The organism is Roseateles sp. P5_D6 (assembly GCF_054049415.1).
On record NZ_JBFUMK010000006.1, the window covers coordinates 61,213 to 85,760 of the forward strand.

Consider the following 24,548-nt stretch of genomic DNA (forward strand, 5'->3'; position numbering starts at 1 on the left):
CTTGGAGGGTGGTTGATGGCCTCATGCTCGCCAGTCGCATGCACCGCCGCAATGACCTGGGAGGTCATCGCGGCAGCGCGATGCATGGCCTATGGTCCGGCCCCATGAAGCTGTTCGTGCCCCTCGCGCTGGCCCTCGTCGCCCTGCTGCATGCGCTGCCGCTGGCCGGCGTGCTCGGCGCCACCAAGCTGTCTGCGCTCTACGGCGTCGATGCCCGCGACCCCGCGCTGGAGCTGCTGCTGCGCCACCGCGCCGTGCTCTTTGGCCTGCTCGCGGCCCTTCTCGCCTGGGCCGCCTGGCAGCCGGCGCTGCGCGGCCTCGGGCTCGTCGCGGGCCTCGTCAGCGTCGCATCCTTCCTGCTGCTGGCCTTGCAGGCCGGTCCGCTATCGTCGGCCCTGGCCACCGTCTTCAAGCTGGATGTCCTCGCGCTGATCCTGCTGCTCGTCGCCAGCATCGTTCACCTGCTACCCATGCCATCCCCATGACCGCCACCCTCGCCACCCTGCGCAAGTCGCGCCGCGTCAGCCAGCTGGAGCTCTCGCTGCGCGCCGGCGTCTCGCAACGCCATCTCAGCTGCATCGAGACGGGCCGTGCGCGCGCCGGCCGCGAGACGCTGATCGCGCTGCTCGATTCCCTCGGCGCGACGCTTCAGGAGCGCAACCAGGCCCTGCTGGCCGCCGGCTACGCGCCCGCACACACGGAGCGCGCGCTGGACGCACCCGAGATGGCGCCGGTGCGCGCCGCGCTGGAGCAGCTGATCCACGCCAACGGCGCGGCGCCGGCCCTGGTGCTGGACGGCGAATACAACGTCGTCATGGCCAACGAGGGCCTGGCGCGGTTGATGACACTGCTGGGCTTGCCGGGCCAGGCGATGCTCGGCCAGCCGCTGAATCTGCTGCGCGCCGTCTTTGCGCCCGGCGGCCTGCGCTCGCTGTGCGTGGACGAGGCCTGGCTGTGCGGCGAGATGTGGGCCCGCGCCTGCCGCGAGGCCGAGCACCTGCCGCGGCTGCGCGCGCTGCTGGACGAGCTGCGCCCGTCGCTGCAGCCCTGGGCCGCCGTCGAGACCGGCAACCTGCCGGTATTGGCCTTTCGCTTGCGTGCGGCGGACGGCCAGGTGCTGAGCTTCTTCTCCACCATCACCAGCTTCGGCACGCCGCTGGACATCACGCTGGCGTCGCTGAAGGTGGAGCACCTCTTTCCTACCGATGAGGCAACGCGTTTGGCGCTGGCGGAGGGCTAGGCCGGCCGATCTTGGGTCTTGGGAACTCTGACCCGAACAGCACAACGCTCTGACAAAGAGCGCCGAGCAAGTCTGGCGCCGCAGAGCGGCCAGCGCCGCGCCCGTCACCAGTTGTGAGGATGCGGCTGCGATGCGGCCGCTGCATCCTTTCGGCCTGAGAAACCCCACCCACCGACACTGCATGCGCCGTACCCGAAGCTCGCGCCCATTCCGAGCCTGGCGCACCACGGCCACCGCGTTGCTTGCGATGACGCTCGCGGGGGTACTGGCGCCTGAGTGCGCCAGCGCTCAGCCCGCCAGCGCCGTGCAACCCTTCAGCGGGCGCTACGAAGGGCGGCAGAAGGTGGCCTTCCTGACGGCCACCGCTCTGGCCAGCATCGAGTTGCGGCGTTCGTCGCGCTTCATCGTCTACACGATGCGCACCACGGTGAGCGTCGCTTTCGTCGAACGCCGCTTCCAGGAATGCAGCGTGATTCGCATCGAGGGCGAACGGCTGCTGCCGATGGAATACGTGCACCGCGATGAGTCCAGCCCGGAGCACAACGTCCACACGCGTTTCGACTGGGTGGCCGGCTTGGCGAAGACGACGCTGGGCGGCAAGCCGAGCCCCCAGGCTGTGTCGCTGGATGGGCCGACCTGGGATCCGATGTCCTACCAGGTGGCGCTGATTGCGCTGGCTTCCAGGCATCAGCCGGGCGACCATGACCGTTTCCGGGTGATTGAGCGCGGGGTATTGAAGGAGCACGAGGCCACGTTCGAAGGGCCGGTGGCCGCGACGGACGCCGGCCCGCTGCAGTACGGCATTGCAAGCCGAAAGAGCAAGGGCCTGATCGCGCTGCGGCTGCTGCCGAGTGAATCTTGGCGGCCGGCGCGCGTGACGTTGGACGAAGTGACGATAACGCTCATGCCAACGCCGGTGCCTGCGCCGACGGTCCTGCCCGAGGAGGGCGTACCGTCGTGCGAGAACGGGCGCGCATCGTGAGCGGAGCCGCCAAGCCTGCGCAGGCTGCGGCGGGCACCTGGCGGAGCTTCGTTGGTTATCTTGCCTGCTGCAACGGTGCCGTGATGCCGCTGCTGGCCGTGCTCGCCATCGTCGCGCTGCTGGGCGCCATGGACGCGCTGGTCGAGCTGAATCGCGTCGCGGTGCCCAAGCCTGATTTCAAGGCCCTGCTGCTGCCGGGCTACCCCGCCAAGACGCCGCTGGCCGAAGCGGCGCTGGTGGTCAACGCGGCATTGTGGTGGCTGTGCCTGAGCTTCCTGCAATGGCTGGCCGCGTTGGTGGTGATCGGCGTGTGCGGCCTGGAACTGGACCGCGCGGTGCGCCACAGGCGGCGGCTTGGGCACGCGGCCTGGGTGGCGTTCCTCGGCGTATTGACGCTGATAGGCAGCGCGCTCTACCACTACACGGTCGATCTCGGTGTTTCGCTGCTGGCCTTCGGTCCCATGGTGGACAACCTCGCGGCGATCTCGCCCCGCTTCCGGTTCCTGGGCAGTTGCAACGCCGCGATGGCCTTCGTCGCCAGTTCGGCCTTGCTGTGTGCGTTCTCGCTGCTGCTGATCCCCGGCGCGCATGGCAACCACCGGATGCTGCAGATGCGCGCGATCACCCGGCTGCTGTATTGCGGTGCGGCGCTCATGCTGATCTGGATCTCCTGCCTCACGGCCATGTACCGGCTGTGCGCGGCGCTGATGATCAAGGAAGCGCGCGAGCCCGCACTGGCGCTGGCGCCCACGGTCAGCCTGATGGGTGGGCTGATGCTCAGCCTGGTACTGGCAGCGGCCTTCCTGTCCGCCGCCGCGTGGCTGCAGCGATGCCATGAGCGTGAGCCCCGGGGCAACACGCCGGAGGGCCCAGCCGGCGAGGATGCCAGCCCCCCAGGGGCTCCTGCTGGCGCATTGGCCCAAGGCGATCGCGCTGTTGATGCCGCTGCTGCCGGGTGCGGCGGATTCCGTATTGCAGGCCTTGGTGAAGGCGCCCTGAGGCCCGAAGGCCTTGAGCCATGGCCGCTCCCGCGGCAGGAAGCTTGCAAAACCCAGGGCGCGCATTTCAATCCGCCTTGAGGCAGCCAACCATGCCCCGTGGCTACGACCCCACGAACACGACCTTGCCGACGATGTGATCGGCCGGCAGGAAGCCCCACATCCGGCTGTCACGGCTGTTGTCGCGGTGGTCGCCGAGGGTGAAGAAGTGACCGGGCGGCACTTCGCAGGCCATCTCGTCAACGGTGTAGGAGCATTTCTCGGCGAAGGGGAACTTCGAGTCGGGCCGCAGGAAGAAGGGCTGCTCGCCGATCAGCACGGCGTGCTCGCTGTCGGGCAGGGTCTCGACAAATTGGGGAATGGTCCGTTTGGATTCTGGATCGAAGTAATCCCCAGCGGGTCGCAACGGCACGGCCTCGCCGTTGATGAACAGCCGTTTGCCGCGGTAGGCGATGCGGTCGCCAGGCAGGCCGACCAGGCGCTTGACGAAGACGACGGATCGGTCCTCGGGAAACTCGAAGACGATCAAGTCGCCTCGGGACAGAGGCGAAGAGATGGTCGTGCGAAGGAAGGTCTTACCGAAAGTCCCGTAGTTGCCATAGCCCCATTTCTGGACGATGAGGCTGGTGCCGGCCGGGATGGTCGGTAGCATGGACGACGAAGGGGCGCGAAAGGGCTCGAAGAAGAAGGCCCTGAAGACCAGCACCGCCGTGATGACGCAAGCGACGACGCCCAGGATGCCGTACCAGCGGCTGTAGCCGGGGCGTGGCTTCGCGTCGGGGTAGTGCTTGGCGCGCCGGTACGCATGCGATGCACCCGCGACCATGAGCAGCAGCGCGGTGGCATTGGCCGGCAGCCTCCATGCCGGCGACAGGAAGCCGACAACGCCCACCACGACGCTGAGAGCGAAATAGGCCAGGGCCGCCCTGGCGTGTGCGGCATAGAGCAGGCCGACCGGCGGCGACAGGAGACCGAGAACCGCTGCAATCCACTTCTTGGGTTTGTTGTTGGGCATGGGCGTCGAGATGGGTGGCGATAGGGCCTGCATGTGCGTGGCGGCGCATGATGCCAGCGTGCTTGAGCCGGCTGGGCGCGGCACCGTCCCCGGGGGACTTTGGGTTGCGAGTTGCCCGCCAGGCGGCAATCTGCCACACGCCGTGCAACGGCGCGCCCGGCGCGGACCGGTCCGTTGCCTAGGATGCACGGTTGGGTCGTCCGGGCTGCTGCCACGCAAGCCTCGCCGACCCTGCCGCGGCACGGTGCCGCGCGATGCAGACGCTTTCCTTGATGAAACTTCCCACCGTCGTGGCGACGGACGCTGTCGTCCGGTCCATTGAACTGGCCCAGGTGCAGGCCTCTCGCAGGGTCGCCATGGGCTCGCAGCCCCTGATCAGCCAGATGCCCCTGCAGCAGGCGATCACCGTGACCAGCCTCGGAGGCCAGTCCACGCGCGCCGTCTTTGGCGTCGTGGGCGTGGCCCGCTACGAGGCCATCAGCAAGCTCTAGCGCCCGGCCCGCCCGAGGCTGTCGACAAAGGCGGCGCAGGCCCGGCTGGCATCGGGGTGGCTGCGCCAGCTCTGCGCGAATGCGCGCAGGGCCGCGCGCACCTCGCGCGGCATGGTGCCGTCCAGCGGGTCGTCGGCGACGGCGCACAGGTGGCCGGCGTAGAGCGTGCGCGCCTCGGCGTCGCAGTCCAGCAATTCCATCACTGCGCTGGCCAGGGTCTGGAACTGCTCGGGCGACAACTCCGGCGTTCCTCGCGACTCGCCCGCGCGGGGCCAGGCGGCCAGGCACAGGTATTCGATGGGGCCCAGGCTGCGCCGCTGCACGCCCGCCTGATGCGCACCCCAGGCCGCACGCGAACCGCTGGGCAGGCGGCCCTGGCAGAGGGATTGCGCGAGGGTCTGGGCGACAGCGGCACGGGCGGCATATTCGCCACGCAGATTGACTTCGGCCAGCACGCGCAAAAAGGCCGGATAGAGCTGGTCGCCCAGGCCGGTGCAGACGGTCTCCATCAGCGCAATGGCGCCCTCCTGGCGGGGGCCGAGGTCGAGGCAGCCGCCGATGAGCGCCTGGGCCGCCTCGGCCCAGCGCGGCTGGGCCAGCAGTTCAGGCAACGAGGGCGGCGAGCACGCGCTCCGCGTGCTGCTGGACCGAAAGCCCGCGCTGGTCGACGGCCACGTCGGCACGCAGCGTGGCGGCGCCGCTGGCGCCCAGCCCGTCCAGCCAAGCCGGTTCACCGGCACGCGGCGCCGCCGCAGGGGCATTCAGCGGGCGGAGGGACGCGGTGGAAAACAGCGAGGCGGAGGAGGAAAGCGGGGCGCCGATCATGGCTGTGGCGGAGGTGGGTGGCAGTTGAGGGTCAGCTTAGCGAAGCTCGTCCGCCAAGGCGACTGCGGCTGCCCCTAATTCGTGGGTCTGGGTATTTTGACGACGAGCGCTCAGCCCGGCTTGCAGGTTGAAAACACCGCCGGCGAGGTGTTGAACCACGACAGGCGCCACCCCTGGGCAGTCCAGCGCGCCTCGAAGGCGCCGGTGCTCACGCGGTTGTCGGCCACCCTGGACAGCGGTGGCTTGTCCAGTTGCGGCGTATCGATGGCTTTCAGCATCTTGCCGATGTCGGTGCCGGACTCCGTCGTGACGATGCCGGGGATGCAGGTCGCGGCATTGCGGATGACGGAGGCGGGTGCCTTGACGGTGCCGGAGTCCGGGGAGAACTCCAGCTGGGGCAACGACAGCCGTTGCAGCAGCTCGCCGTCACGCCTGGCAATGGCCTCGCGCAGCTGGCGCCAGAACAGCACGAAGGCTGCGTCACGGTCCACGCCGGCCTTGCAGGCCTTGCCTTGGATGGACAGCGCGATGGCCGCCGGCAGCGCGATCGTGCCGCAGCCGGCGGGCTGCAGGGCCAGCGTGTAGCCCTCGTTGCCCACGCGCTTCACGATCGCCTGGTAGCGCTTGTTGCCTTCGACCTCGTCGGTCCAGGCAAATCGCACCGATCCGTCGGGCTGCGCGACGCCGGCGCCCTGCGACTGCACGCTGCATTCATGCGTGCCGGAGGTGGCATACACGCCCGCCCCCAGCAACGCGCCGCTGGCTTCGTAGCTGATGTTGGCGGTGAGGTTGTCGCTGGGGTGGCAGACCAGCCGCGTGGGCAGCGGGTCTTTGGTGACCTGGGCCTGCGCGTTGAACACGGCAAGCAGCGAGGCGATCAAGGGCAGCAGGGAGCGGGCCATCGGTCCAATGCAAAAGGGATGGCGGGCCAGTATCCCGGCCCGCGCCGCCGTGCGTGCAACCCAACCGTGGGATGGACGGCCGCGCTCAAGGCGCCCTGCGCACGCCAATGGCTTCGGACAGCGAGCGTACCTTCTCGTTGACGCCGTCGGGGTTGCCGGGCCCGTTGCCCTGGTTGCCGCCGACCACCTTCACGCGGCCGTCGGCCAGCACGGCCTCGACGATGGCGACGTGGCCCTGCGCCGGGTTGTTGCCGCGCGGGAAGACGATGACGTCGCCCGGCTTCACATGCGCCGCGTCCTTGGGCACGGACGTGCCCCAGTTCAGCCAGCTGCGCGCGGCGGCGCTGTTGGTGCCTGGCACGCCGGCCTGCTTCATCGTCCAGTTGACGAAGGAAGAGCACCACGAGGTCTCGTCGTTCCTGGCCTTCAAGGACGTGGCCTGGTGGTACTCCAGCACGCGCGGGTTGTCGCGCCCGCCGCTGACCTCCTTGGTGCCGATCTCGCCGCGGGCAACATCCAGGATGCGCGCGGCCTTGCCGGTCCCCGAAGCTGAGGCCGGCACCGTGGCGGCCGGGGTCGGCGCGGTGGCCGTGCCGTTGAGCAAGCCCTGACGGTTCAGCGCGCTGTCGACCGCGTCGGTGCGGCGCTTCTGGTCGGCGCGGATGACTGCCTGCACCTGGGCTTCGGTCGCCGTGCCGTGCACCTGCCGGTTGGCGATGTTGACGAAGCCGCTGCCTGCCTGGCCCCCGCCGCTGAGCCGGAAGCGCTGTCCGGTGGAGGCGTCGACATAGCTGTTGACGCGCAGGTTGGTGATATGCGCCGCGTCGATGGGCTGGCCGCGCAGCGTGCCGAGCTGGTTCAGGAAGCGGCCGGCGGCGCTGGGCGACTGGTTGTACAGGTCCAGGTAAGCCGAGGCCAGGCGCGCGTTGTTCGGGTCCAGCCCGGCGCGGCGCGCGGCCGCCTCGTAGGCCGGCAGCTGGCCCTGCAGCGTCGTCAGCTGGCGGCGGTCGGCATCGGCGGGGCTGGAGGCCGCATGCTGGTAGGAGAAAGAGCCGCGGTTGTGCACCGCGTTGCCCGGGTCGGTGTGGCCGCCATAGGCCGCGGTGAAGCCGCCGTCCGGGCGGCGCGTGCCTTCGGCATTGCCGATGACGATGGCGGCCAGCGCGTTCGAGCCCAGCGACGGGTCGGTGAAGCGCTGCAGGTTCAGCGTCGGCGCGTTGCGCGTGCCGTCGGTGCGCGCCAGCGCGGGCTCGGCGATCTGGCGCTGCGTCACATCGCGCTTCCCGGTGGGGTCGGCGTTGAGCGCCCGGGTCATGCCCAGTTCCACGGTGGACTGTGCCGAGCCGCTGGCGATGGCGGCCTTGCCGATGTCGCTGCGGTAGCGAGGGTCCGTCATGTAGACCGGCAGCAACGTGTCGTGCACCAGGCCGACGGAGCCGACGACAGGCAGGCCGTCCACCAGATGGCCCACCGACGGCAGGTTCAGCGTGTCGCCGACGTGGATCAGGTCGGCGTTGCGCACCTGCGGGTTCGCGCCCACCAGCGCCTGCAGCGTCAGGCCGTGGTCGGCCGCGATGTGCTGCATCGTGTCACCGCGCTGGACGGTGTAGTGCGTCGCCGGGATCGTCAGGTGGCTGCCCGGGTAGATGACGTCCGGGTTGCGCACCTGCGGGTTGGCGTCCAGCAGCGCCTGCACCGACACGCCGTTGGATTTGGCGATGCGGCTCAGGCTGTCACCGTGCTGCACCTCGTAGCTGCGGCCGGCGGGCGGCGTCGTGTCGTTCACGGCCGGGGAGGCCGACGTGGTTCGGGTAACGATGCTCATGGGGTGCCCTTGGCGTTGTCCTGATGGGGCGATGAGCGCATCGCGCATCGCGTCGGTCAGCCCATTTCAGACCAGCGCCGCGGACCGGGCAATTGCGGGCGCTGCTGTTTCAGAACGTACGGCCGGGCGCGCTCTAGGGTTGGCCGCAATCCTCAGGCGAACAGGCGCTTCAGCAGGTCCGTCACCACGCTGGGCCGGGCCAGCAGCTCGTCGTTCATCAGCGCCACCAGGCTGCCCAGCTGCAGCAGCAGCACCAGGTGGCCCACCACGGCCTTGATGGACATGGACAGGCTGAACACATTGAGCTGCTGGGCATAGCGGTTGATCAGGCCCAGCACGCCGTCCACCAGGTAGAGCAGCACGAGCGACGGTGCGGCGACCATCAAGGCCAGGCGCAGCATGCGGCCGAACTCCGCCTCGAAGGCCAGCATGCCCTTGGGCAGCAGTTGCCAGGCGCCGTGGACGGGCCACAGCGCGAAGCTGTCCAGCAGCAGTGCGGCGAACAGCATGAAGCCTCCCGAGGCCATGAAGACCCAGCTTGCCAGGCGCGCCAGGAAGGCACCGGTCAGCGAGGTCTGGTGGCCGGACAACGGGTCCAGCACCTGGGCCTGGGACGAGCCCACCTTGGTGTCGATGAGCTGGCCGGCCATCTCGAAGGACCACATCAACCCGGCGAACAGGAAGCCCATCGCCGCCCCCAGCATGGCCTCGCGGCCGTAGAGCATCGCCCACTGCCAGCCGCTCAGCTGCAGCGGCTTGATCTCCTGCACCAGCAGGCCCAGCAGGCCCAGGGCGACGAAGAGCGAGTTGCGGATCAGCGCCGGGATCAGGTCCTGGGTGAACAGTGGCACCAGCAGGAAGGCCACCGCCACGCGCATGGTGGACAGGCCGAGCAGCAGGACGGCATCGGTGGGATGCCCGATCCAGAACTCCAGCATCAGCGGTTGATCTTGACCAGGCCAGGGAACTCGCTGAACACCTTGTCGCCGAGCCGGTAGAGGCTGCCGCCCAGTAGCGAGGCGGTGATGAAGATGGTGACGACGATGGCGAAGAACTTGGCCACGTACTGCACCGTCTGCTCCTGCAGCTGCGTGGCCGCCTGGATGAAGGCGATCAGCAGCCCGACGATGGCCGCCACCAGGATGGGCGGCGCCGATAGCAGCAGCACCAGCCACAGCGCCTGCTGGGTGAGTTGGATGACTTCGCTGTTCATGTCTGGTACGTCAAGACGAGGCCGTGCGTCAACTTGACCCAGCCATCGATCAGCACGAACAGCAGCAGCTTGAAGGGCAGCGACACGGTGGTGGGCGACAGCATCTGCATGCCCATGGCCATCAGGATATTGGAGATGACGAGGTCGATGACGAGGAAGGGCAGGAAGATCAGGAAGCCGATCTCGAAGGCCACCGTCAGCTCGCTGACCGTGAAGGCCGGCACGATGACGAGGAAGTCGCGCTCGCTCAAGGCCTGGGCCTGCTCGGGCTTGAGGCTGCGCTGCGCGGTCTTCAGGAAGAAGGCACGCTCCAGCGGCCGGCTGTGCTTGATCAGGAACTCGCGCAGCGGCTCCTTGGCAACGTCGGCCGCGGCCACCATCTGGCTGGTCGACGCCGAGCCGGCCTTGGTGGCCGGCATGGCGCTCAGGCTTTCCTGCATCTCCAAGCCCACCGGGTACATGACGTAGATGCTCAGCACCAGGGCCAGGCCGTTCATGACGACATTGGGCGGCACCTGCTGCAGGCCCATGGCATTGCGTAGCAGGCTCAGCACGACGACGAGCTTGGTGAAGGACGTGATCATCACCGCCACGAAGGGCGCCAGCGCCAGCAGGATGACGGTGATGAGGGCCGAGGCCGGCGTGAAAGTGCTCAGGTCCATCGGCTAGACCGCCTCGATGCGCAAGGCCTGGCCCGTGCCCCACGGCACGAGGCGTCCGCGGGCACGCGGCACGTCTGGGCGGGTGGCATCGATGAGCTGGCATTGAATCGGCGCCGCAGGCGGCGGCCCGTTCCAGCCCATCACGACCTCCAGCGGCAGTGGCTGTTCCCAGCGCGCCACCAGCTGCCACGGCGCTTCACCCGTGGGCTCAGCCCGTGCGCGCAGCTGGCGAGAGGCCGGCGCTTCCAGCAACAGCAGTCCGCCCGGCTCCAGCGCGGCCAGTTCCTCGTCGCCCAGCCGCCACTGCGCCAGCACGCATTCGGCCGCGGTTGCGTGCCATTGCAGGCCGGGCACTTCGGGTGCTTCGCCCAGCGCGCGCAACGTCGTCCAGGGCAGCGACAGCTGCGCCTGCACCTCGGCGCCCCGCCAGCTGGCCTGGGCACCGCTCACGCTGATGGCGCCCGACTGCGCCACCCATTGCCAATCCGCGGCAGACACGAGGCCCGCGGCCGCCAGGGCGTCCAGCAGTTCGCCCGCCAGATCCAGCACGACGGCGGCCTCTGCGGCGCAGGACACCAGATCGCCCGTCTCGAAATCATCGGCGCTGATGCACAGCCGCGCCTGGCCGCACAGGTAGTGCCAGCTCGACGCCTGCGTCAGTGCTTGGGGAATGAAGCTCATGCTCGGCGACTCACCATGATGCGGGTCAGCTCGGTGACCGAACGCGCCTTCATCTTGCGCATGCCGCGCGAGCGGTACAGCTCCACGCTCTTCAGCGACAGCTTGATCTCGTCGGCGATGTTCTTGTTCATCAGGCCCTTGACGACGAGGGACAGCACCTGGCGCTCGCGCGGTGACAGCGTCTGCGAGCGGCGCTCGAACTCCTCGCGCGAGCCTTCCACTTCGGTGTCGATGCCGCTGTCCACATCCGTCGGCGCAAAGGCGCGGTCCAGGGCCGCACTCAGCGCCACGTCGTCCAGCGGCTTCTCCAGCAGCGAGACGGCACCGCGCTTTTGCATCGCGGCCACGGCCAGCGGCACGTCGGCATGGCCGCTCATGTAGATGACGGGCAGGTGGATGCCGCGCTCGCGCAGTGCGTCGTGCAGGTCCAGCCCCGACAGCTCGGGCATGCGCACGTCCAGCATCAGGCAGGTGGACTCGGGCCAGGTCGTGCCCACGGCCACGCGGGCCAGTGACTGCAGCGCATCGCGCGGGTCGCCCCAGTCGCGCACCTGGCAGCCGAAGCCTTCGAGCCAGAAACGCAGCGAGTCGCGGAACTCGTGGTTGTCATCCACCACGTAGATTTGCCGAGGGGTCATGTCGTCCTCTCCAGAGTGGGTGGGGTCGCCGCCGCCGTCACCGGCAGAGCGAAGTGAAAGCAGCAGCCGCCGGCGTCGCGGCGCGTGAACCAGAGCCGGCCCTGGTGCATCTCGATCAGCGAGCGGCAGATGGACAGCCCCAGGCCCATGCCGTTGGGCTTGGTGGAGCTGAAGGGCACGAACAGCCGGGCTTCAGTCTGCGGCGTGATGCCGGGGCCGTTGTCGGCCACGCGCAACTCGGCGCGGGCACCGTCGACGACCAGCTCGATGTCGATCAGCGGCTCGGCTGGCCGGTCCAGGCGCAGCGCGTCCAGCGCATTGCGCAGCAGGTTGATCAGCACCTGCTGCAACATGACGGCGTCGCCTTGCACCGGCACGGGCTGCATCGGCAGACGCAGCACCAGGCGCACGGCCTCGCGCTGCAGGTCCCAGTCGAGCAGGCCCAGGCTTTGGTGCACGAGCTCGACGAGGTCCAGCCTCTCGGTCTTGGGTTGGCGTGACTGCGTGTACTCGCGCACCCGGCCGATGATCTGGCTGGCATACGTGACCTGCTGCACCGCCTTGTCCAGCGCGGCCAGCTCGTCAGTGTCATCCGGATGGCGGCGGGCCAGGCGCAGCTTCAGGCCGCGCAACAGGTTGGCGGTGGCGCCGATGGGCTGGTTCAGCTCATGCGCCAGCACGCTGCCCATCTCGCTGACCGTCAGCGAGCGCGATGTGAACAGCAGGCCCTCGCGGTCGTCGAGCTGGCGCTGCAGGTGGTGCAGGCGTTCGCGTTCGTCGTCCAGGCGCAGCAGCACATGGCGGGCGTCCAGGGCCACGCGCTGGGCCACGTATTCGCCGCTGACGCCGCAGCGTGTGCGCGCGCCCAGCGGCGCCATGAGTGCGCTGGCCAGGCCATGCAGCGGCTGGGCCCAGTCCTCGGCCAGGCCGCCGATCTCGCCCGGCAGCAGAGCCTGCATGGGCGCGTTGAGCGCGACGAGGAAGTCGCCATCGAGGATGGCCAGGGCCTCGCCCAGTTCGCCCAGGGCGTGCAGCAGATCGGCGTCGACGCGGCGCACTGAGGCACCCTTCGCGCTGCGCGCGATCCCGCCAAGCGGGAGCTGCGCGCCTTCGGACGGCCGAGCGGCGCTCATGGCGTTTCCCGAGGCCACAGGGCCTGGTTGCACAACAGCCAGGGGATCGAAGGCCGCGCGGCAAGCAGCGCTCGCAGGCTGGCGCTGGCGGGGGCCTGCACCAGCACCTCGGTCCATTGGGCGATGCCGGGCGCGACGTCGTCCAGGCGCAGCTCGCAGCTGACCTGGCCCGGCGCGGGCACCGCACCTCCGGCCAGGTCGCGCAGCGTGCGCGGGCGGCCCTGGGGGCCCAGCGCCAGGCGCACCGTCCACCAGCGCTCGATCGTGGCCGGACGGGCTGTGCGCCAACGCGCCGGCCAGCGTCGCCATTGCCAGGTGGTGGCATCGCGGCTGGCTTGCAGGCTGGCCAGGCCGGCTGGGCTGGCCAGCAGCACCGGCAGGCCCAGACGCCAGGCCTGCAGGGCCGGGCGCAAAGCCGCCGCGGCGGCGGGCGCGAGCGTCGCCTCGCGCAGCCGGGCCAACAGCAGCAGCGCCCACGGCGGCATGGCCTCGGGCTCGGCAGCTTCAGGCAGCGGCAGGGGCGGTGCTTCCTCCTCGTCCGGTGCATCGCGGCCCGCGTCGTCGAACAGCTGCCGCCAGCTGGCGGCATCCTGCGCGCGCCAGCGCAGCTCGGGGCCGTTCTGCAGCGCCAGTGGCGTCATCAGCACCGGCGCCATCGGCAGCACGGTCGCCCCGGCATCGGCAAGCCGTGTGGCGGCCATCGGTGTATCGCCGAGCAACCCGGGCGAAGGCGCCTGCAGCGGCGACGACGCGGCCGGCTTGTCGAGCGATGCCTGCGCCGTGGGCATCACAGCCACCGTCGGTACGTCGGGAGCGGCCAAGGCCTGCGCCACCGAGGCCGTCGCGGGTTGGGGTTCATGGGCGCGCTGGACCTGATGTGCGTGATGCGCATGAGGGGCCTGCAGCAGCGGGCTGGCCTCGCCCGGCAGGTTCAGCGCGCTCAGCGGCTGGGCTGCCTCCGTCGGCTGCGGCTGCAGATGGGGCTGGCCGGCTGCCACTGCGCCCGTACCTTCCGCCTCACCCAGGGAGGCCTGCATCAAGGCCTGCCACGCCTCCCAGGTCTCGGCCGGCGACAGGGCCTGGATGGCGCCGATACCGCTCATGGTTCCACCTCGTCGGCAGGCCGGCGCCGCTTGTCCGTTCGTGCGCCGTCGCGCAGGCGCGACTTCAGCACATCATGCCCGGCATCGCGCAGTCGCTTGTCCAGGTCGCTCAATTGCTGCCGGGCCTGGGTCTGGGCGACTTGCGGCACGCGCAGCTCCAGGTTCAATGGCGCCAGCGGCTGGGCTTGCTCGACGCGCAGCTGCCAGGCCGGGCCGGCCACCGCGGGCAACTCGACTTGCCAGGCACGCGCCTGCGGATTTGCCGACGGGGCAGCTTCGCCGAGTTGCCGCATCGCTTCGAGACGTTCCGTGGTGGGCGTGGCCGACACGCTGCGGACCTCCGTCATCTCGGGTGCCTGATCGCGTGGGGTTCGCGCCATCGCCGGCGCGATGGGCAGCACGGGCTCGGGCTCGGACGGGTCCTGCTCACGCAGGCGCAGGTAGGCGTTGCGCCAGTCGGGCTCATCGCCGGCGTCGCGGTGGGAGTCCTGAGGTGGCAGGGCCTCCGGCGTCGCCATGGCGGATCGCGCGCGCAGCGGCATCGCGACCAGGGGCAGCAGGATGGGCAGCAGCTTCATGTCAATGCAGCGTCCGGCAGGCGTCTTCGGTTTCCAGCTCGGCCTGCTGCTCGCGGGCTTGGCTGGCCTGGCGGCGCTGGTCCTTCAGCGTCGCGTCCACGGCGTCCTCGCGGGCCTGGGCACGGGCGAGCTCGGCACGGCGTCGTTGCACTTCCGCCTGGGCTTGTCCCAGCGTCTCGCGCTCGTCGAGCAAGGCGTATTCATCGCGCTCCAGCCGCTCGGCCAACGCCTCGCCATGGGCCTGCACCTGGTGCACCCAGCGCGGCATGTCGGCACTGCCGGCGCCGCCCCAGTGAAACGCCAGCTCGACGATCAGCCTGCGGCCCTGCTCGATGCGGGCCTCGCGGTCCTCGACCGCGGCGACGGCCTGACGCTCTTCGGCCTGCGCCTGCGCCAGCGCCAGGCGTGCCCGCTGCACGCGCAGCTGGCGCAGGCGCAGCCATTGGCGTGCCTCGATGTCGGAAAGCTGGTTCACGACACGATCTCCCGCAGATGCTGCAGGCAGCCGTCCCAGTCGCTGGGTTCGTGCGTGGCCTGCTGCAGCAGGGCCTTGATCTGCGGCATGCGCTCGATGGCCTGGTCGGCCAGCGGGTCGCTGCCGGCCTGGTATTCGCCCACCCGCAGCAGGAACTCGACCTCCTTGTGCCGCGCCATCAGCGCACGCAGATGGGCGGCGTCGCGCTGCTGCTCGGGCTGGGTCACGCGGGTGAAGACGCGGCTGGCGCTGGCCAGCACGTCGATGGCCGGGTAATGCTGAGCCTGGGCCAGCGCACGCGACAGCACCAGATGGCCGTCGAGGATGGAGCGCACTTCTTCAGCGACCGGGTCGTTGCCGTCCTCGTCTTCGGCCAGCACCGTGTAGAACGCGGTGATGGTGCCGTGGGCGTCGTTGCCGGCGCGCTCGAACAGCCGCGGCAGCTCGGCAAACACCGAGGGCGGATAGCCGCGCCGCACGGCCGGCTCGTTGGCGGCCAGGCCGATCTCGCGCAGGCCGCGCGCGAAGCGGGTCACCGAGTCCATCATCAGCACGACGCGTGAGCCCTGGGCGCGAAAGCCTTCGGCAATCGCCGTGGCCGCATAGGCGGCGCGCACACGTTCGAGTGCCGGTCGGTCCGAGGTGGAGACGACGACGACCGAGCGCGCCAGGCCCTCGGGGCCGAGGCTGTCCTCCAGGAACTCGCGCACCTCGCGGCCGCGTTCGCCAATCATGCCGATGACGTTGACCTCGGCCCTTGTGCTGCGCGCCAGCATGCCCAGCAGCGTCGATTTGCCGCCGCCGGCCATCGCGAAGATGCCCACGCGCTGGCCTTCGCCAACCGTCAGCAGCGCATCGATGGCGCGCACGCCGCACACCAGCGGCTCATGCACCGGGCGGCGCTGCAGCGGCGAGGGCGCGTCGCGATACAGCGGCACGCGTGGCAGCAGGTCGAGCGGGGGCCCGCCGTCCAGCGGCTGGCCAAAGGCGTCGATGACGCGACCCAGCAGCCCCGGGCCGCTCGGCAGCTGCGCGGCTTCGTGCAGCACCTCCACGGCTGCACCCACCGGCAGCCCCTGCAGCGAGCCCAGCGGCGCGAGCACGGCCTCGTGGCCCTGGAAGCCGATGACCTCGGCCAGCAGGCCCTCGTCCTGCGGGCGCGAGGGATCGAAGACGCGGCAGCTCTGGCCGACGCGGGCCTGCACGCCGGTGGCGCGCATCAGCGTGCCGCCCGCCTGCACGACACGGCCCAGCGTGGCGACGGTGCGGGTGCGCTGCAGGCTGCGGCGCAGCGTGTCGGTGCCGACCTCGACGTCCAGGCTCAGCGTCATGGCTTGAGCCCCCAGGCGCGGGCCAGGCGCTCGACCTGCGTGGCGAGGCCGGCGTCGGCCGTGCCGAACTCCGTGATCAGGCGGCAGTCGGCTTCGGCCAGGTCTGCATCGGCCACGATCTCGGCCTGTGCCAGGCCGGCCTTGTTCTCAGGGTCGGCAGCCTGCAGCGCGTCGTGCAAGTTGGGCAGCTGGCTGGGGTGCACCTGCAGCCGCCAGGTGCGCGCCGGCAGCAGCTCGCGCGCGGCCTGCGCGGCCAGGCGGGCGAGGCGCTCTTCGGCGGGCACCTGGCCGAGCAGCTTCTGGAAGATGTCCAGCGCCAGCCCGGCCACTTCGCGCTGCAGTCGCAGGCGTTCGTCCTCGTGAGCGCAGGTGAGTCGAGCCAGCGTGTCGGCTCGGTGCGCGCGCGACTCGGCCTCGGCCTGGGCCAGGCCTTGCTTCAATCCCTCGGCGTGCGCGCACTCGCGGGCGGCGTCGATGCGCGACTGCTCCTGCTCCAGCAGCTCGCGCAAGGCATCGAGCAGCTGCTGCGCATCCTGCAAGGCCGGCACCTCGGCGGCACGCAGCACGCGCCGGTCCGAGGCGATGCCCAACCTGGCCTGGGGGTCGCGATGCCAGAGCATGAAGTTGTTCATTGAATGACCCTTGCTTGCAAGGCCAGCGTTTCACGCAACACCGCCAGGGCCGTGGCCTGCGGCATCACCCAGGCCGCGACCGGCCCGAGCCGGCGGCTGGCCGCATGGCGCAGCGAGCCATGCGGCAGGCCGGCCAGCAGCACCGCGGCGCCGGCCTCGGTGAAGCGTTGGCTCAAGGCTTCCGGCGTCGTGACGTCGGGCCAGTCGCTGAGGCTGGCCGGCAGGCCCGCGGGCAGGGCCGGCCAGTCCTGCGCACTGCGCAGGGCTCGCCACCAGGGCGCGCCCAGGGCGGTGCGCGCTAGCTCCCGCAGCGGCCCGGCGATCCACAGCCGCAGCGCCGGCGCGGCCAGCACGGAGCCGCAGCGCCGGGCCAGCGCCAGCAGTTCATCGCGCTCCAGCGCCAGCCAGGCTGGGGCGGCGTCGAGCTGCGCCCAGCTCAGCGTGCGGGCCTCCACCGGCGCGTCTTCGAGCAGGCGGCGTGCGACGTGCGCGCGCAGCTGGCGTTCAGTCATGGCCGCCTCCTTCCAGCGCGAGCTGGGTTTGAGCCCGGCGGCGGCGCCAACCCAGCCAGCCCGCCGCACCCAGGCTGGCCGAGCCCAGCGTGACGGCCAGCACCAAGGGCACCGTCGCCTGGGTCTCGGGTACCGGCGGGGCGACGGGCGTGGGCTCGGCCGCGAAGGCGACGACCGAGACGCTTTCATACGGCAGGCCTTCGACGCTGTTGACCACCAGGGCGCGCACCTTGGGCAGCAGCGCGTCGACATTGAGGCCGGGGCGGTGCTTGATCATCACCGAGGCCGATGAGGGCTGGACCTTGTCGGACAGCGGGTGGCGCTCGGGCACCACCAGCGTCACACGGGCCTGCAGCACGCCGTCGATGCTGGTCAGCGTGTGCGACAGCTCCTGCGACAGTGCGTGCATCAGCCGGGCGCGCTCCTCGACCGGCGTCGACACGAAGCCCTCGCGCTTGAAGACCTTGCCCAGGCTGTCGTAGTCCTCGCGGGGCAGGCCCTGGGCCTTGAGGATCTGCACAGCGCGGGCGAAGTCGGCCTCGCCGGTGAGCACTTCGAAGCCGTCCTCGCGGGCGTTCTTCTGCGCCGGCACGCCGGCCAGTCGCAGCGCCGAGACCATGTCATTGGCCTGGCGCTCGTCGAGCTTCGCGTAGAGGGCCTGCTCGCCGCAGCCGGCGATCAGGGCGGCCAAGGCCAGTGGGAGGAGGCTGCGAGAGACTTTCATTGGTGGTCCAGTTCGCATTCGTGGCGGCCGTGATGTATTGCGGGCCGAGCGCCGGGCCGCTCCCTAGCCGGCCCGCCTTGGGCGATGTGCCTGCCGGTCAATCCGGCAGGCATCGCCGTCCCCGCGGGGGACCGACTGGGCACGCCTGCGTGCAGCAGGGCGGGACTGGGCGAGGGGCTCATACGTTCATGACTGTTGGCGGAACAGTTGCTGCAGTCCTTCGGACGTCCGATTGGCGATGTTCGAAGTCAGCTGGCAATGGAACATGAACTCCTGGCAGCGCACCGTCAGGTTGACGAGTTCGCCCGGCGTCAGTTCCTGGCCCGAAGCCGCCGCCAGGCGGGCGTCGCGCCCCAGCGACGACGCTTCGGCGTTGATGTGGTCCAGCGGCTGGACGAGACGCTGCATGGCCTGGGCGGGCGACTCGGCCGGGCCCAGGCGCTGCACCGCGCTCGCCATGGCGCGCTCGAAGCCCGCCACGTCGGCCGTCGGCGCGACCTGGCCAAGGCTGGACAGCGAAGCCCCTGCGCCGAGCTGGACGTCGGCCACCGGGGGGGCGATGGCGAGGCCGGGTGTCACTGCTTGCGCGCCATCGTTTCGAGGGCGGAACCGACCGTCGAGACGGCGGTGTGCGAGCTGCTGGCCAGGAAGCTCATCTTCAGCGACATGGCGGTCAACTCGGTCACGGCGGAGGGCGTGTCGCCACCGTTGTTCATCGCGTTGGAGGCCGTCTCGATGTCGCCGGCCTGCTTGTCCAGGGCTTTGCCCCAGGCATCGGCCATGGCTTCGAACCAGGAGCCGCCGCCGTTGGTCTTGCCACCCGTGGAACCGTTTACGGGTGCGGCGGCGAGGGTGTTGAGAAGTGCGTTGGACATGGGAGTCTCCTTGTGGGAGGGTTGGGGAAAGTGGGCGAAACAGGGGTCAGAGGGTCAGCCGCGTTTGCTGGCCATCGCGCTCGACGATGACGGCGCGCTCGGCGATCTGCACGACGCGGTGCCCGCTGGGCAGCAGGGCGCCGCTGAAGTAGCGGCTGCCGTCGGCGGTGATGAAGTAGGGGCTGTCGGCGTTGTCAACGACGGCCACGAGGCGCTTGGCCGGATCGTCGGGCGCCGGAGCGGGCGCAGCGGCCGCGGCCACCGGCGGCCGGTTGTCGATACGCAGCGCCGGCAGGTGGGCGATGTCGCGCTTGGCCGCGGCGGCGGCGGCCTGCACCCGGGTGGCGTCGCGCTCCTGCGTGCGCAGCACCAGCTCGCCTTCGGGCGACCAGGCCGCCTGCGCGGCGATGCCGTACAGGCGGAAGACCTCGACTGCACTGGCCAGCAGGTCGGGCGCAGTTGCAGCGGTGGCCGCCTGGGCAGGCGGTACGACCTTGGCCACGACCTGGCCGGCTTCGCGTAGCGTGCCGCCACGCCAGGCCAACGACGCGCCACCGATGACCATGACCAGGCCCAGCGCCGTCAGCACACCTTCGAGCACGGGGCGGGCGCGCGGCGCGGCAGTGGGTGCGCGCATGCCTTGAGCGCGCTCGCTGGCGGGCAGCTCGGGGCCGTCATGCAGCACCGGCTCGGGCCAGTAGTCCAGGTCGGCCGGGCCGTAGGCCACGATTGCATCGCCCAGCTGCAGCGGCTGGCCCGGCGCCCAGGCGTGGATGGCGGTTCCCGGCATCAGGGCCCTCTCGGCCAGCACGGCATGCCCGGAGACGAGCTGCAGGCTGACGCGGCCGGCACCGGACGGGATCACGCGCAGCTGGAAGTCGATCTCGCTGGCGAGCAGGATGTCGGCGAACTGGGTGTCGGCCTGGTTGGCCGAGTTCAGGCCGCAGACGAGCAGGTCGTGCTGCGCGTCCAGCCGGGCACGCGCGCCGAGCTGGCGGCCGGCCAGCACGCGGAGTTCGAGCATCGAGGCGGGGAGATGGGACTTCATGGCATCACTCCTGCTGCGCAGCACCTTCGCTGCCGGTCGGCCCGGTGGGCGCGGCCGAGCTGGCCGGGCTGGCCGGATTGGCGAGCGGTTGGCGGGCTCTTTCCATCACGTCGGCCGCGGCCTTGCTGCTGGCCAGGCGTGGCGTGATGAGGAACATGCGCTCGATGCGTTGGCCGCCCTTGCGCTGGGTCTTGAAGAGGTTGCCCAGCAGCGGGATGTCGCCCAGCACCGGCACCTTGTCGACGCCGGCCGTCGAGCTGTCGCGCACCATGCCGCCGATCAGCAGGCTCTCGCCTTCGGAGATCAGGGCCTGGGTGTTGATGCCCGAGCGCTCGACGATGGGCAGGTTGTCCACGCTCTGGCCGGTCAGGCCGCCGTCCTCGATCTGCACCAGCAGCTTGATGCGGGCCGGCTCGTCGCCTTCCTTGAACACATGGGGCGTGACGCGCAGCCGCGTGCCGGCGGTGACGTTGAAGAGGTCGACGTCCTCGCGGCCGGCGACGCGCACGTAATAGGTCGAGCTGTTGTCGAACACCGCCTCGACGTTGGACAGCGTGACGACCTGCGGGCTGCTGACGACCTTGGCCGCACCGTCGCTCTGCAGGGCCGTGATGCGGGCGACGAAGGGGAAGCGGTCGCCGATGACGGCGGAGATGACGCCGCCCTTGGCGCTGGGGGTCGGGTCCACCTGGCCGTTGAGGCGGTTGTCGCTGGCCGTGCCGTTGCCGAACATCAGGCTGGACAAGCCGTGGTTGTAGCGCCAGTTGATGCCGAGCTCGCGCATGCGGTCGGTGTTGATGTCGATGATGGTGGCCTCGATCTCCAGCGACTGGGGCTCGACGTCCAGCGACTTGATGAGGGCGGCATAACGCTCCAGCCGCTCGGGCAGGTCGCGCACGATGACGGCGTTCAGGCGCGGGTCGGCCTCGATGCGCGGCGCGAAGTCGGGCGGCGCCGCCGGCTCGGCGGTGTCCTGACCGGGCTGGCCGTAGCCGACCTGGGTGAGGGCGGCGACGAGGGTGTCGGTGCCGCGCATGCCGGGCGCGGCGTCGTCGACGAGGCCGAGCGTCGTGGTGTTGCCCGCACCGCGCATCGCGCCGCCCCGCGCGCGCTGGCTGCCCTGGGCGCGGGTGGGGTCGGCGGCCGGGATGACGCGGGCCTTGCTGGGCTGGCCGACCAGCGAGCGCAGGATGCTGGCCACGCCGGGCAAGGTGGTCTGCTGGCCGCCGAAGCTCATCGGCACGTCCTGGGCCCAGGCATAGCGCAGGTAGAAGATGCGGTAGTCGGGCAGCGGTTGCTGTTGCTGCGGCGCCCAGGACTTCATGGCCACCGCCGTCGTGCCGGGGCGCACCTGGCGCACCAGCTCGTCGACCTGCTGCACGAAGCGCTTGGCGCCCACGGCGAGCAGGGCGCCGTCGTCGCTGAACTTCAGCGTGTTGCGCGCATCGGGCAGCTGCAGGGCCTGTGCGGCGCGCTGAACCTGCGAGGCGGCAGCGGGCGTGAGCAGGTAGCTGCGCGTCTGGGTGTCGCTGGCCGGTGCGATGTAGAGCACGCCGCCGTCGTAGTAGCTCAGCAGGTTGTAGGCGCGGCTCAGGTCGCGCAGCAGCTTAGCCGGCGTGCCCTCGAAGCGGCCATTGACCTGGCCCTGCACACCGCTGGCGACGACGGGGATGTCGCTGCCCGAAAACAGGCCTTGCAGGAACTGCTCGATGGGTTGGTCGCGCGCCTCGAGCTTGACGGCGCGCAGCCCTTCGGGCAGCGGCGCCGCTGATAGCGGCAGGGCTTGGGCCAGCAGCAGCGTGGTGGCTGCGGCGATCTTGAGGTTTGAGGTCATGCGGCGAGCAGTGCTGCCTGTGGGGAAGGCGCCTGAATTGAAGCGTTGGGACTGGACCCCGGCGGGGGCAGGTGGTGCAGCGGCGTGAGCCGCAGCGTCGGCAGCAGTTCGTGGAAGGACAGCACGGGGGTGTCGAAGCACTCGGTCTCGATGAGCTTGCGCAGGTGCCAGCGCAGGTCGACGGCGCAGACCAGGGCCTGCGGTCGCAGCGCCTCGACCTGGGCCTGCACATCGGCGGCGAGCTGGCGCGCCACGTCGGGTGAGATGGCGAGCTGGGTAGCGCCGCCGCTGACATGCAGGTTCTGGCGCAGCAGCGCCTCCAGCTCGGGCGACAGCATCAGCGCCTGCAGCTCGCCGCTGGGGCAGATGCGGTGGTGGGTCTGGCGACGCAGCGCGATGCGCGTCATCTCCGTCAGGGCCTGCACGTCCTTCTCGCGCTGGCTGGCATCGGCCAGCGCTTCCAGGATGTCGCGCAGGTTGCGGATCGAGACTTCCTCTGACACGAGGCGGCGCAGCACCTCGGTGACCTTCTGAACCGGCAGCGCGCGCAGCACTTCCTTGACCACATCGGCGAGTTCGGCCTGGGCGCGGGTCAGCAGCTCGCTGGTTTCCTGGATGCCGATGAACAGCGAGGCGTTGCGGCGCAGGGCCTGGCGCACCTGCTCGGCCAGGGCCGCGGCGTCACCGGCCTGGCCGCCTTCGGACAGTGGCACCTCATGCGCGAGCAGGCGCCAGCCCTCGCGGCCGAGGCGGCCGTGCAGGGCCACGCGCGGCAGCGGCAGGCCCTGGTCGAGCTGCAGCTCGTCCAGCATCGCCTCGATGGCGCGCGTCACCGCCAGGCCACCGTCACCGAGCATGGATTGCGGCAGTTCCAGCAGCAGCGGCACGGAGGGTCGCACGCGAAGCTGCGCCGTCTTGAAAGCGCCGGCCTCGGGCTTGCCGCGCCGCGGGCTGAGCTGGGGCATGCGCCGGGTCAGCCAGTCGCGGCCCTTGGGCATCAGCAGCATGCCAGCCGCGCCGAACACGACGGCCAGCAGGCCGAACACCAGCGGCGGAAAGCCCGGCACGGTGGCCAGCAGCAGGCAGATGCCGGCGGCCATCAGGTGCACGCGTGGCTTGGCACCGAGCTGCTTGCGGATGGCGTCGCCGAGGTGGCGGTCGTTCTCGTCGTCGTTGGTGCGCGTCACCAGCAGGCCCGCGGCCATCGCACCGAGCAGGGCCGGGATCTGCGCCACCATGCCCTCGCCGATGGACAGGATGGAGTAGCGGTGCACCGCGTCCCCCATGCTGAGGTCCTGCTGCAGCACGCCGATGGCCAGGCCGCCGAGCAGGTTGATGAGGATGATGATGATGCCGGCGATGGCGTCGCCCTTGACGAACTTCATCGCGCCGTCGAGGCTGCCGTGCAGCTTGCTTTCCAGCTCCAGCGTGCGGCGGCGGCGCTTGGCTTCGTCCTTGTCGATGAGGCCGGAGCGCAGGTCGGAATCGATGGACAGCTGCTTGCCCGGCATGGCATCCAGCGAGAAGCGCGCCGCCACTTCGGCCACGCGCTCGGCGCCCTTGGCGATGACGATGAACTGCACCACCGTGATGATGAGGAAGACCACCAGGCCCACCACCAGGTTGCCGCCCGCCACCAGCTTGCCGAAGGTGGCGATGATGTGGCCGCCGTCGGCATGCAGCAGGATCAGCCGCGTGGTGGCGATGGACAGGGCCAGCCGGAACAGCGTCGTCATCAACAGCACGCTGGGGAAGACCGAGAACTCCAGCGGACCGGCCACGTAGACGGCGATCAGGATCAGCACCAGCCCCGAGGCTATGTTGACGGCCACCAGCAGGTCGATCAGCCACAGTGGCAGTGGCAGCACCATCAGGGCGACGATGGCGACGATGCCGGCAACCAGGAAGAGGTCGCTGAAGCGGGCGATCAGCCCTTCGCGCGGCTGGTCGGCCGCGGCGAAGTAGCCCGAGAGGCCGTCGGGCCGCTTCACGGCACTCATGCCTGAACTCCGAAGCGACGGCGCAACTCGGTGTAGACGGCCATCACATTGCGCACATAGGCCTGGGTCTCGGCAAAGGGCGGCACGCGCCGGCCGTGGCGCTCGACGGCACCCTCGCCGGCGTTGTAGGCGGCCAGCACCAGGCGCAGGTCGTTGCCGAAGCGGGCCTGCAGCTGCTTCAGGTACCTGGCCGAGGCTTCGAGGTTGGTCTCGGGACTCAGCAGCGCGCGCTCCGCCTCGGCCACACCCAGGCCACGGCCGGTGGCGGGCATGACCTGCATCAACCCACGCGCACCGGCCGCCGAGATGGCCTGGCTCTGGTGGCGTGACTCGATGTGGGCCAGGGCGTGCAGCAGCAGAGGGTCGATGTCATGGCGCTGGGCCACTTCGGCCATCAGCGGCGCCAGGGCGCGGATACGGGCCTGCGCGGCGGCGTCACGGATCGGTGCGGGGCGGATCACGGCGGGGGCCGGCGGCAGCGCCACGGGAGCAAGGAGCGGCACCTCGGCAGCCGGCACTTCGGGCTCGGGCACTTCGACCGGCGCCGAGCGGCTCCTGACGAGGGTGGCCAGGCACAGCTTTTCGGTCAGCGCGAAGCCGCTGGCGCCTGCGGCCGGTGCGGCATCCAGCAACGCCTCGGCGGAAGGAGAGGGGCAGTTCGGCGCGGCGGCGAATGCCCCCATCAGCGGGGCCGCACCTAACGCACCGGTCGCCATGACCTGGCAGATCCGTTGGAGTCCGAACACTTGTCTTCCCTGCTTTTTGGACCGGGCGGACTATGGGGGCAAGCCTTGCCGGCTTGTTGACCATTGCAAGCAGAAGTAACTGACT

The 24,548-nt window shown here is 70.4% G+C and carries 29 protein-coding genes; 5 read left to right on the top strand and 24 right to left on the bottom strand.

All coding sequences use genetic code 11. The features are described 5' to 3' along the window. Positions 1-23 precede the first annotated feature (23 nt). From ACXJKM_RS09655 to ACXJKM_RS09670, 4 genes are all read left to right on the top strand, one after another. Positions 24-485, top strand: a complete 462-nt coding sequence (locus ACXJKM_RS09655) for a phosphopantetheine adenylyltransferase (RefSeq protein WP_457351973.1) — start codon at positions 24-26, stop codon at positions 483-485. Further along, positions 482-1,240, top strand: coding sequence for a helix-turn-helix domain-containing protein (locus tag ACXJKM_RS09660; protein ID WP_457351975.1), 759 nt, complete (start codon positions 482-484; stop codon positions 1,238-1,240). Before ACXJKM_RS09655 ends, ACXJKM_RS09660 begins: the two co-directional genes overlap by 4 nt. Before the next feature lie 304 nt (positions 1,241-1,544). Continuing rightward, positions 1,545-2,222, top strand: a complete 678-nt coding sequence (locus ACXJKM_RS09665; protein ID WP_457351977.1) for a DUF3108 domain-containing protein — start codon at positions 1,545-1,547, stop codon at positions 2,220-2,222. A gap of 83 nt (positions 2,223-2,305) precedes the next feature. Next, positions 2,306-3,301 carry a hypothetical protein gene (locus tag ACXJKM_RS09670; RefSeq protein ID WP_457351979.1) on the top strand — a complete coding sequence of 332 codons (996 nt, stop codon included), beginning with the start codon at positions 2,306-2,308 and terminating at the stop codon, positions 3,299-3,301. Between the two features lie 22 nt (positions 3,302-3,323). Here ACXJKM_RS09670 and lepB read toward each other — a convergent pair whose 3' ends face one another. Further along, the gene (gene lepB, locus ACXJKM_RS09675; RefSeq protein ID WP_457351981.1) at positions 3,324-4,235 is read right to left on the bottom strand and encodes a signal peptidase I; all 912 of its coding nucleotides are present in this window, start codon (positions 4,233-4,235) and stop codon (positions 3,324-3,326) included. Positions 4,236-4,507: 272 nt separating this feature from the next. Between lepB and ACXJKM_RS09680 the strand changes: the two genes are divergently transcribed. Next, positions 4,508-4,726 carry a hypothetical protein gene (locus ACXJKM_RS09680; protein WP_457351983.1) on the top strand — a complete coding sequence of 73 codons (219 nt, stop codon included), beginning with the start codon at positions 4,508-4,510 and terminating at the stop codon, positions 4,724-4,726. On the opposite strand, the gene ACXJKM_RS09685 is transcribed toward ACXJKM_RS09680, so the two are convergent. The 23 genes from ACXJKM_RS09685 to ACXJKM_RS09795 form a co-directional block, all read right to left on the bottom strand. Beyond that, on the bottom strand, positions 4,723-5,337 hold the full coding sequence (locus ACXJKM_RS09685) for a hypothetical protein (protein ID WP_457351984.1): 615 nt from the start codon (positions 5,335-5,337) through the stop codon (positions 4,723-4,725). The genes ACXJKM_RS09680 and ACXJKM_RS09685 overlap by 4 nt on opposite strands. Next, positions 5,330-5,551, bottom strand: coding sequence for a hypothetical protein (locus ACXJKM_RS09690; protein WP_457351986.1), 222 nt, complete (start codon positions 5,549-5,551; stop codon positions 5,330-5,332). Before ACXJKM_RS09690 ends, ACXJKM_RS09685 begins: the two co-directional genes overlap by 8 nt. Before the next feature lie 110 nt (positions 5,552-5,661). Further along, entirely contained in the window at positions 5,662-6,453 is a 792-nt protein-coding gene (locus ACXJKM_RS09695; RefSeq protein ID WP_056201205.1) for a hypothetical protein, read from the bottom strand. 85 nt (positions 6,454-6,538) lie between these two features. Then, a complete protein-coding gene (locus ACXJKM_RS09700) occupies positions 6,539-8,278 on the bottom strand; it encodes a TIGR02594 family protein (protein WP_457351988.1) in 1,740 nt (579 codons plus the stop codon). A gap of 152 nt (positions 8,279-8,430) precedes the next feature. Next, complete coding sequence (gene sctT / locus ACXJKM_RS09705) at positions 8,431-9,216, bottom strand: type III secretion system export apparatus subunit SctT (RefSeq protein WP_457320420.1); 786 nt, start codon at positions 9,214-9,216, stop codon at positions 8,431-8,433. Next, a complete protein-coding gene (gene sctS / locus ACXJKM_RS09710; protein ID WP_056201193.1) occupies positions 9,216-9,491 on the bottom strand; it encodes a type III secretion system export apparatus subunit SctS in 276 nt (91 codons plus the stop codon). Before sctS ends, sctT begins: the two co-directional genes overlap by 1 nt. Next, positions 9,488-10,153 (bottom strand): type III secretion system export apparatus subunit SctR, encoded by a 666-nt coding sequence (gene sctR / locus ACXJKM_RS09715; RefSeq protein ID WP_457351990.1) that lies wholly within the window; start codon positions 10,151-10,153, stop codon positions 9,488-9,490. The genes sctS and sctR overlap by 4 nt, the downstream gene beginning before the upstream one ends. Before the next feature lie 3 nt (positions 10,154-10,156). Further along, positions 10,157-10,834 (bottom strand): hypothetical protein, encoded by a 678-nt coding sequence (locus ACXJKM_RS09720; RefSeq protein ID WP_457351992.1) that lies wholly within the window; start codon positions 10,832-10,834, stop codon positions 10,157-10,159. After that, positions 10,831-11,472, bottom strand: a complete 642-nt coding sequence (locus ACXJKM_RS09725) for a response regulator transcription factor (protein WP_457351993.1) — start codon at positions 11,470-11,472, stop codon at positions 10,831-10,833. Before ACXJKM_RS09725 ends, ACXJKM_RS09720 begins: the two co-directional genes overlap by 4 nt. Beyond that, entirely contained in the window at positions 11,469-12,530 is a 1,062-nt protein-coding gene (locus tag ACXJKM_RS09730) for a sensor histidine kinase (RefSeq protein ID WP_457351995.1), read from the bottom strand. Before ACXJKM_RS09730 ends, ACXJKM_RS09725 begins: the two co-directional genes overlap by 4 nt. A gap of 71 nt (positions 12,531-12,601) precedes the next feature. Next, positions 12,602-13,708 carry a hypothetical protein gene (locus ACXJKM_RS09735; protein WP_457351997.1) on the bottom strand — a complete coding sequence of 369 codons (1,107 nt, stop codon included), beginning with the start codon at positions 13,706-13,708 and terminating at the stop codon, positions 12,602-12,604. After that, positions 13,705-14,286 carry a hypothetical protein gene (locus ACXJKM_RS09740; RefSeq protein WP_457351999.1) on the bottom strand — a complete coding sequence of 194 codons (582 nt, stop codon included), beginning with the start codon at positions 14,284-14,286 and terminating at the stop codon, positions 13,705-13,707. The genes ACXJKM_RS09735 and ACXJKM_RS09740 overlap by 4 nt, the downstream gene beginning before the upstream one ends. 1 nt (position 14,287) lies before the next feature. Continuing rightward, positions 14,288-14,761: a hypothetical protein gene (locus ACXJKM_RS09745; protein WP_056201170.1), complete on the bottom strand. Its 474-nt coding sequence runs from the start codon at positions 14,759-14,761 to the stop codon at positions 14,288-14,290. Further along, entirely contained in the window at positions 14,758-16,092 is a 1,335-nt protein-coding gene (locus ACXJKM_RS09750; RefSeq protein WP_457352001.1) for a FliI/YscN family ATPase, read from the bottom strand. Before ACXJKM_RS09750 ends, ACXJKM_RS09745 begins: the two co-directional genes overlap by 4 nt. Beyond that, positions 16,089-16,724 carry a FliH/SctL family protein gene (locus tag ACXJKM_RS09755; protein ID WP_457352003.1) on the bottom strand — a complete coding sequence of 212 codons (636 nt, stop codon included), beginning with the start codon at positions 16,722-16,724 and terminating at the stop codon, positions 16,089-16,091. Before ACXJKM_RS09755 ends, ACXJKM_RS09750 begins: the two co-directional genes overlap by 4 nt. Next, positions 16,721-17,236 (bottom strand): hypothetical protein, encoded by a 516-nt coding sequence (locus tag ACXJKM_RS09760; RefSeq protein ID WP_056201161.1) that lies wholly within the window; start codon positions 17,234-17,236, stop codon positions 16,721-16,723. The genes ACXJKM_RS09755 and ACXJKM_RS09760 overlap by 4 nt, the downstream gene beginning before the upstream one ends. Beyond that, positions 17,229-17,960, bottom strand: coding sequence for a type III secretion system inner membrane ring lipoprotein SctJ (sctJ, locus tag ACXJKM_RS09765; protein WP_457352005.1), 732 nt, complete (start codon positions 17,958-17,960; stop codon positions 17,229-17,231). Before sctJ ends, ACXJKM_RS09760 begins: the two co-directional genes overlap by 8 nt. A 186-nt stretch (positions 17,961-18,146) precedes the next feature. Next, positions 18,147-18,539 carry a hypothetical protein gene (locus tag ACXJKM_RS09770; RefSeq protein WP_056201151.1) on the bottom strand — a complete coding sequence of 131 codons (393 nt, stop codon included), beginning with the start codon at positions 18,537-18,539 and terminating at the stop codon, positions 18,147-18,149. Next, on the bottom strand, positions 18,536-18,835 hold the full coding sequence (locus tag ACXJKM_RS09775; protein WP_056201148.1) for a hypothetical protein: 300 nt from the start codon (positions 18,833-18,835) through the stop codon (positions 18,536-18,538). The genes ACXJKM_RS09770 and ACXJKM_RS09775 overlap by 4 nt, the downstream gene beginning before the upstream one ends. 46 nt (positions 18,836-18,881) lie before the next feature. Continuing rightward, positions 18,882-19,883, bottom strand: a complete 1,002-nt coding sequence (locus ACXJKM_RS09780) for a SctD/MshK family protein (RefSeq protein ID WP_457352007.1) — start codon at positions 19,881-19,883, stop codon at positions 18,882-18,884. Positions 19,884-19,887: 4 nt separating this feature from the next. Beyond that, a complete protein-coding gene (gene sctC / locus ACXJKM_RS09785; protein WP_457352009.1) occupies positions 19,888-21,717 on the bottom strand; it encodes a type III secretion system outer membrane ring subunit SctC in 1,830 nt (609 codons plus the stop codon). Beyond that, on the bottom strand, positions 21,714-23,717 hold the full coding sequence (locus ACXJKM_RS09790) for an FHIPEP family type III secretion protein (protein ID WP_457320396.1): 2,004 nt from the start codon (positions 23,715-23,717) through the stop codon (positions 21,714-21,716). The genes sctC and ACXJKM_RS09790 overlap by 4 nt, the downstream gene beginning before the upstream one ends. After that, positions 23,714-24,463 (bottom strand): lytic transglycosylase domain-containing protein, encoded by a 750-nt coding sequence (locus ACXJKM_RS09795; RefSeq protein WP_457352011.1) that lies wholly within the window; start codon positions 24,461-24,463, stop codon positions 23,714-23,716. Before ACXJKM_RS09795 ends, ACXJKM_RS09790 begins: the two co-directional genes overlap by 4 nt. Positions 24,464-24,548 lie beyond the last annotated feature (85 nt).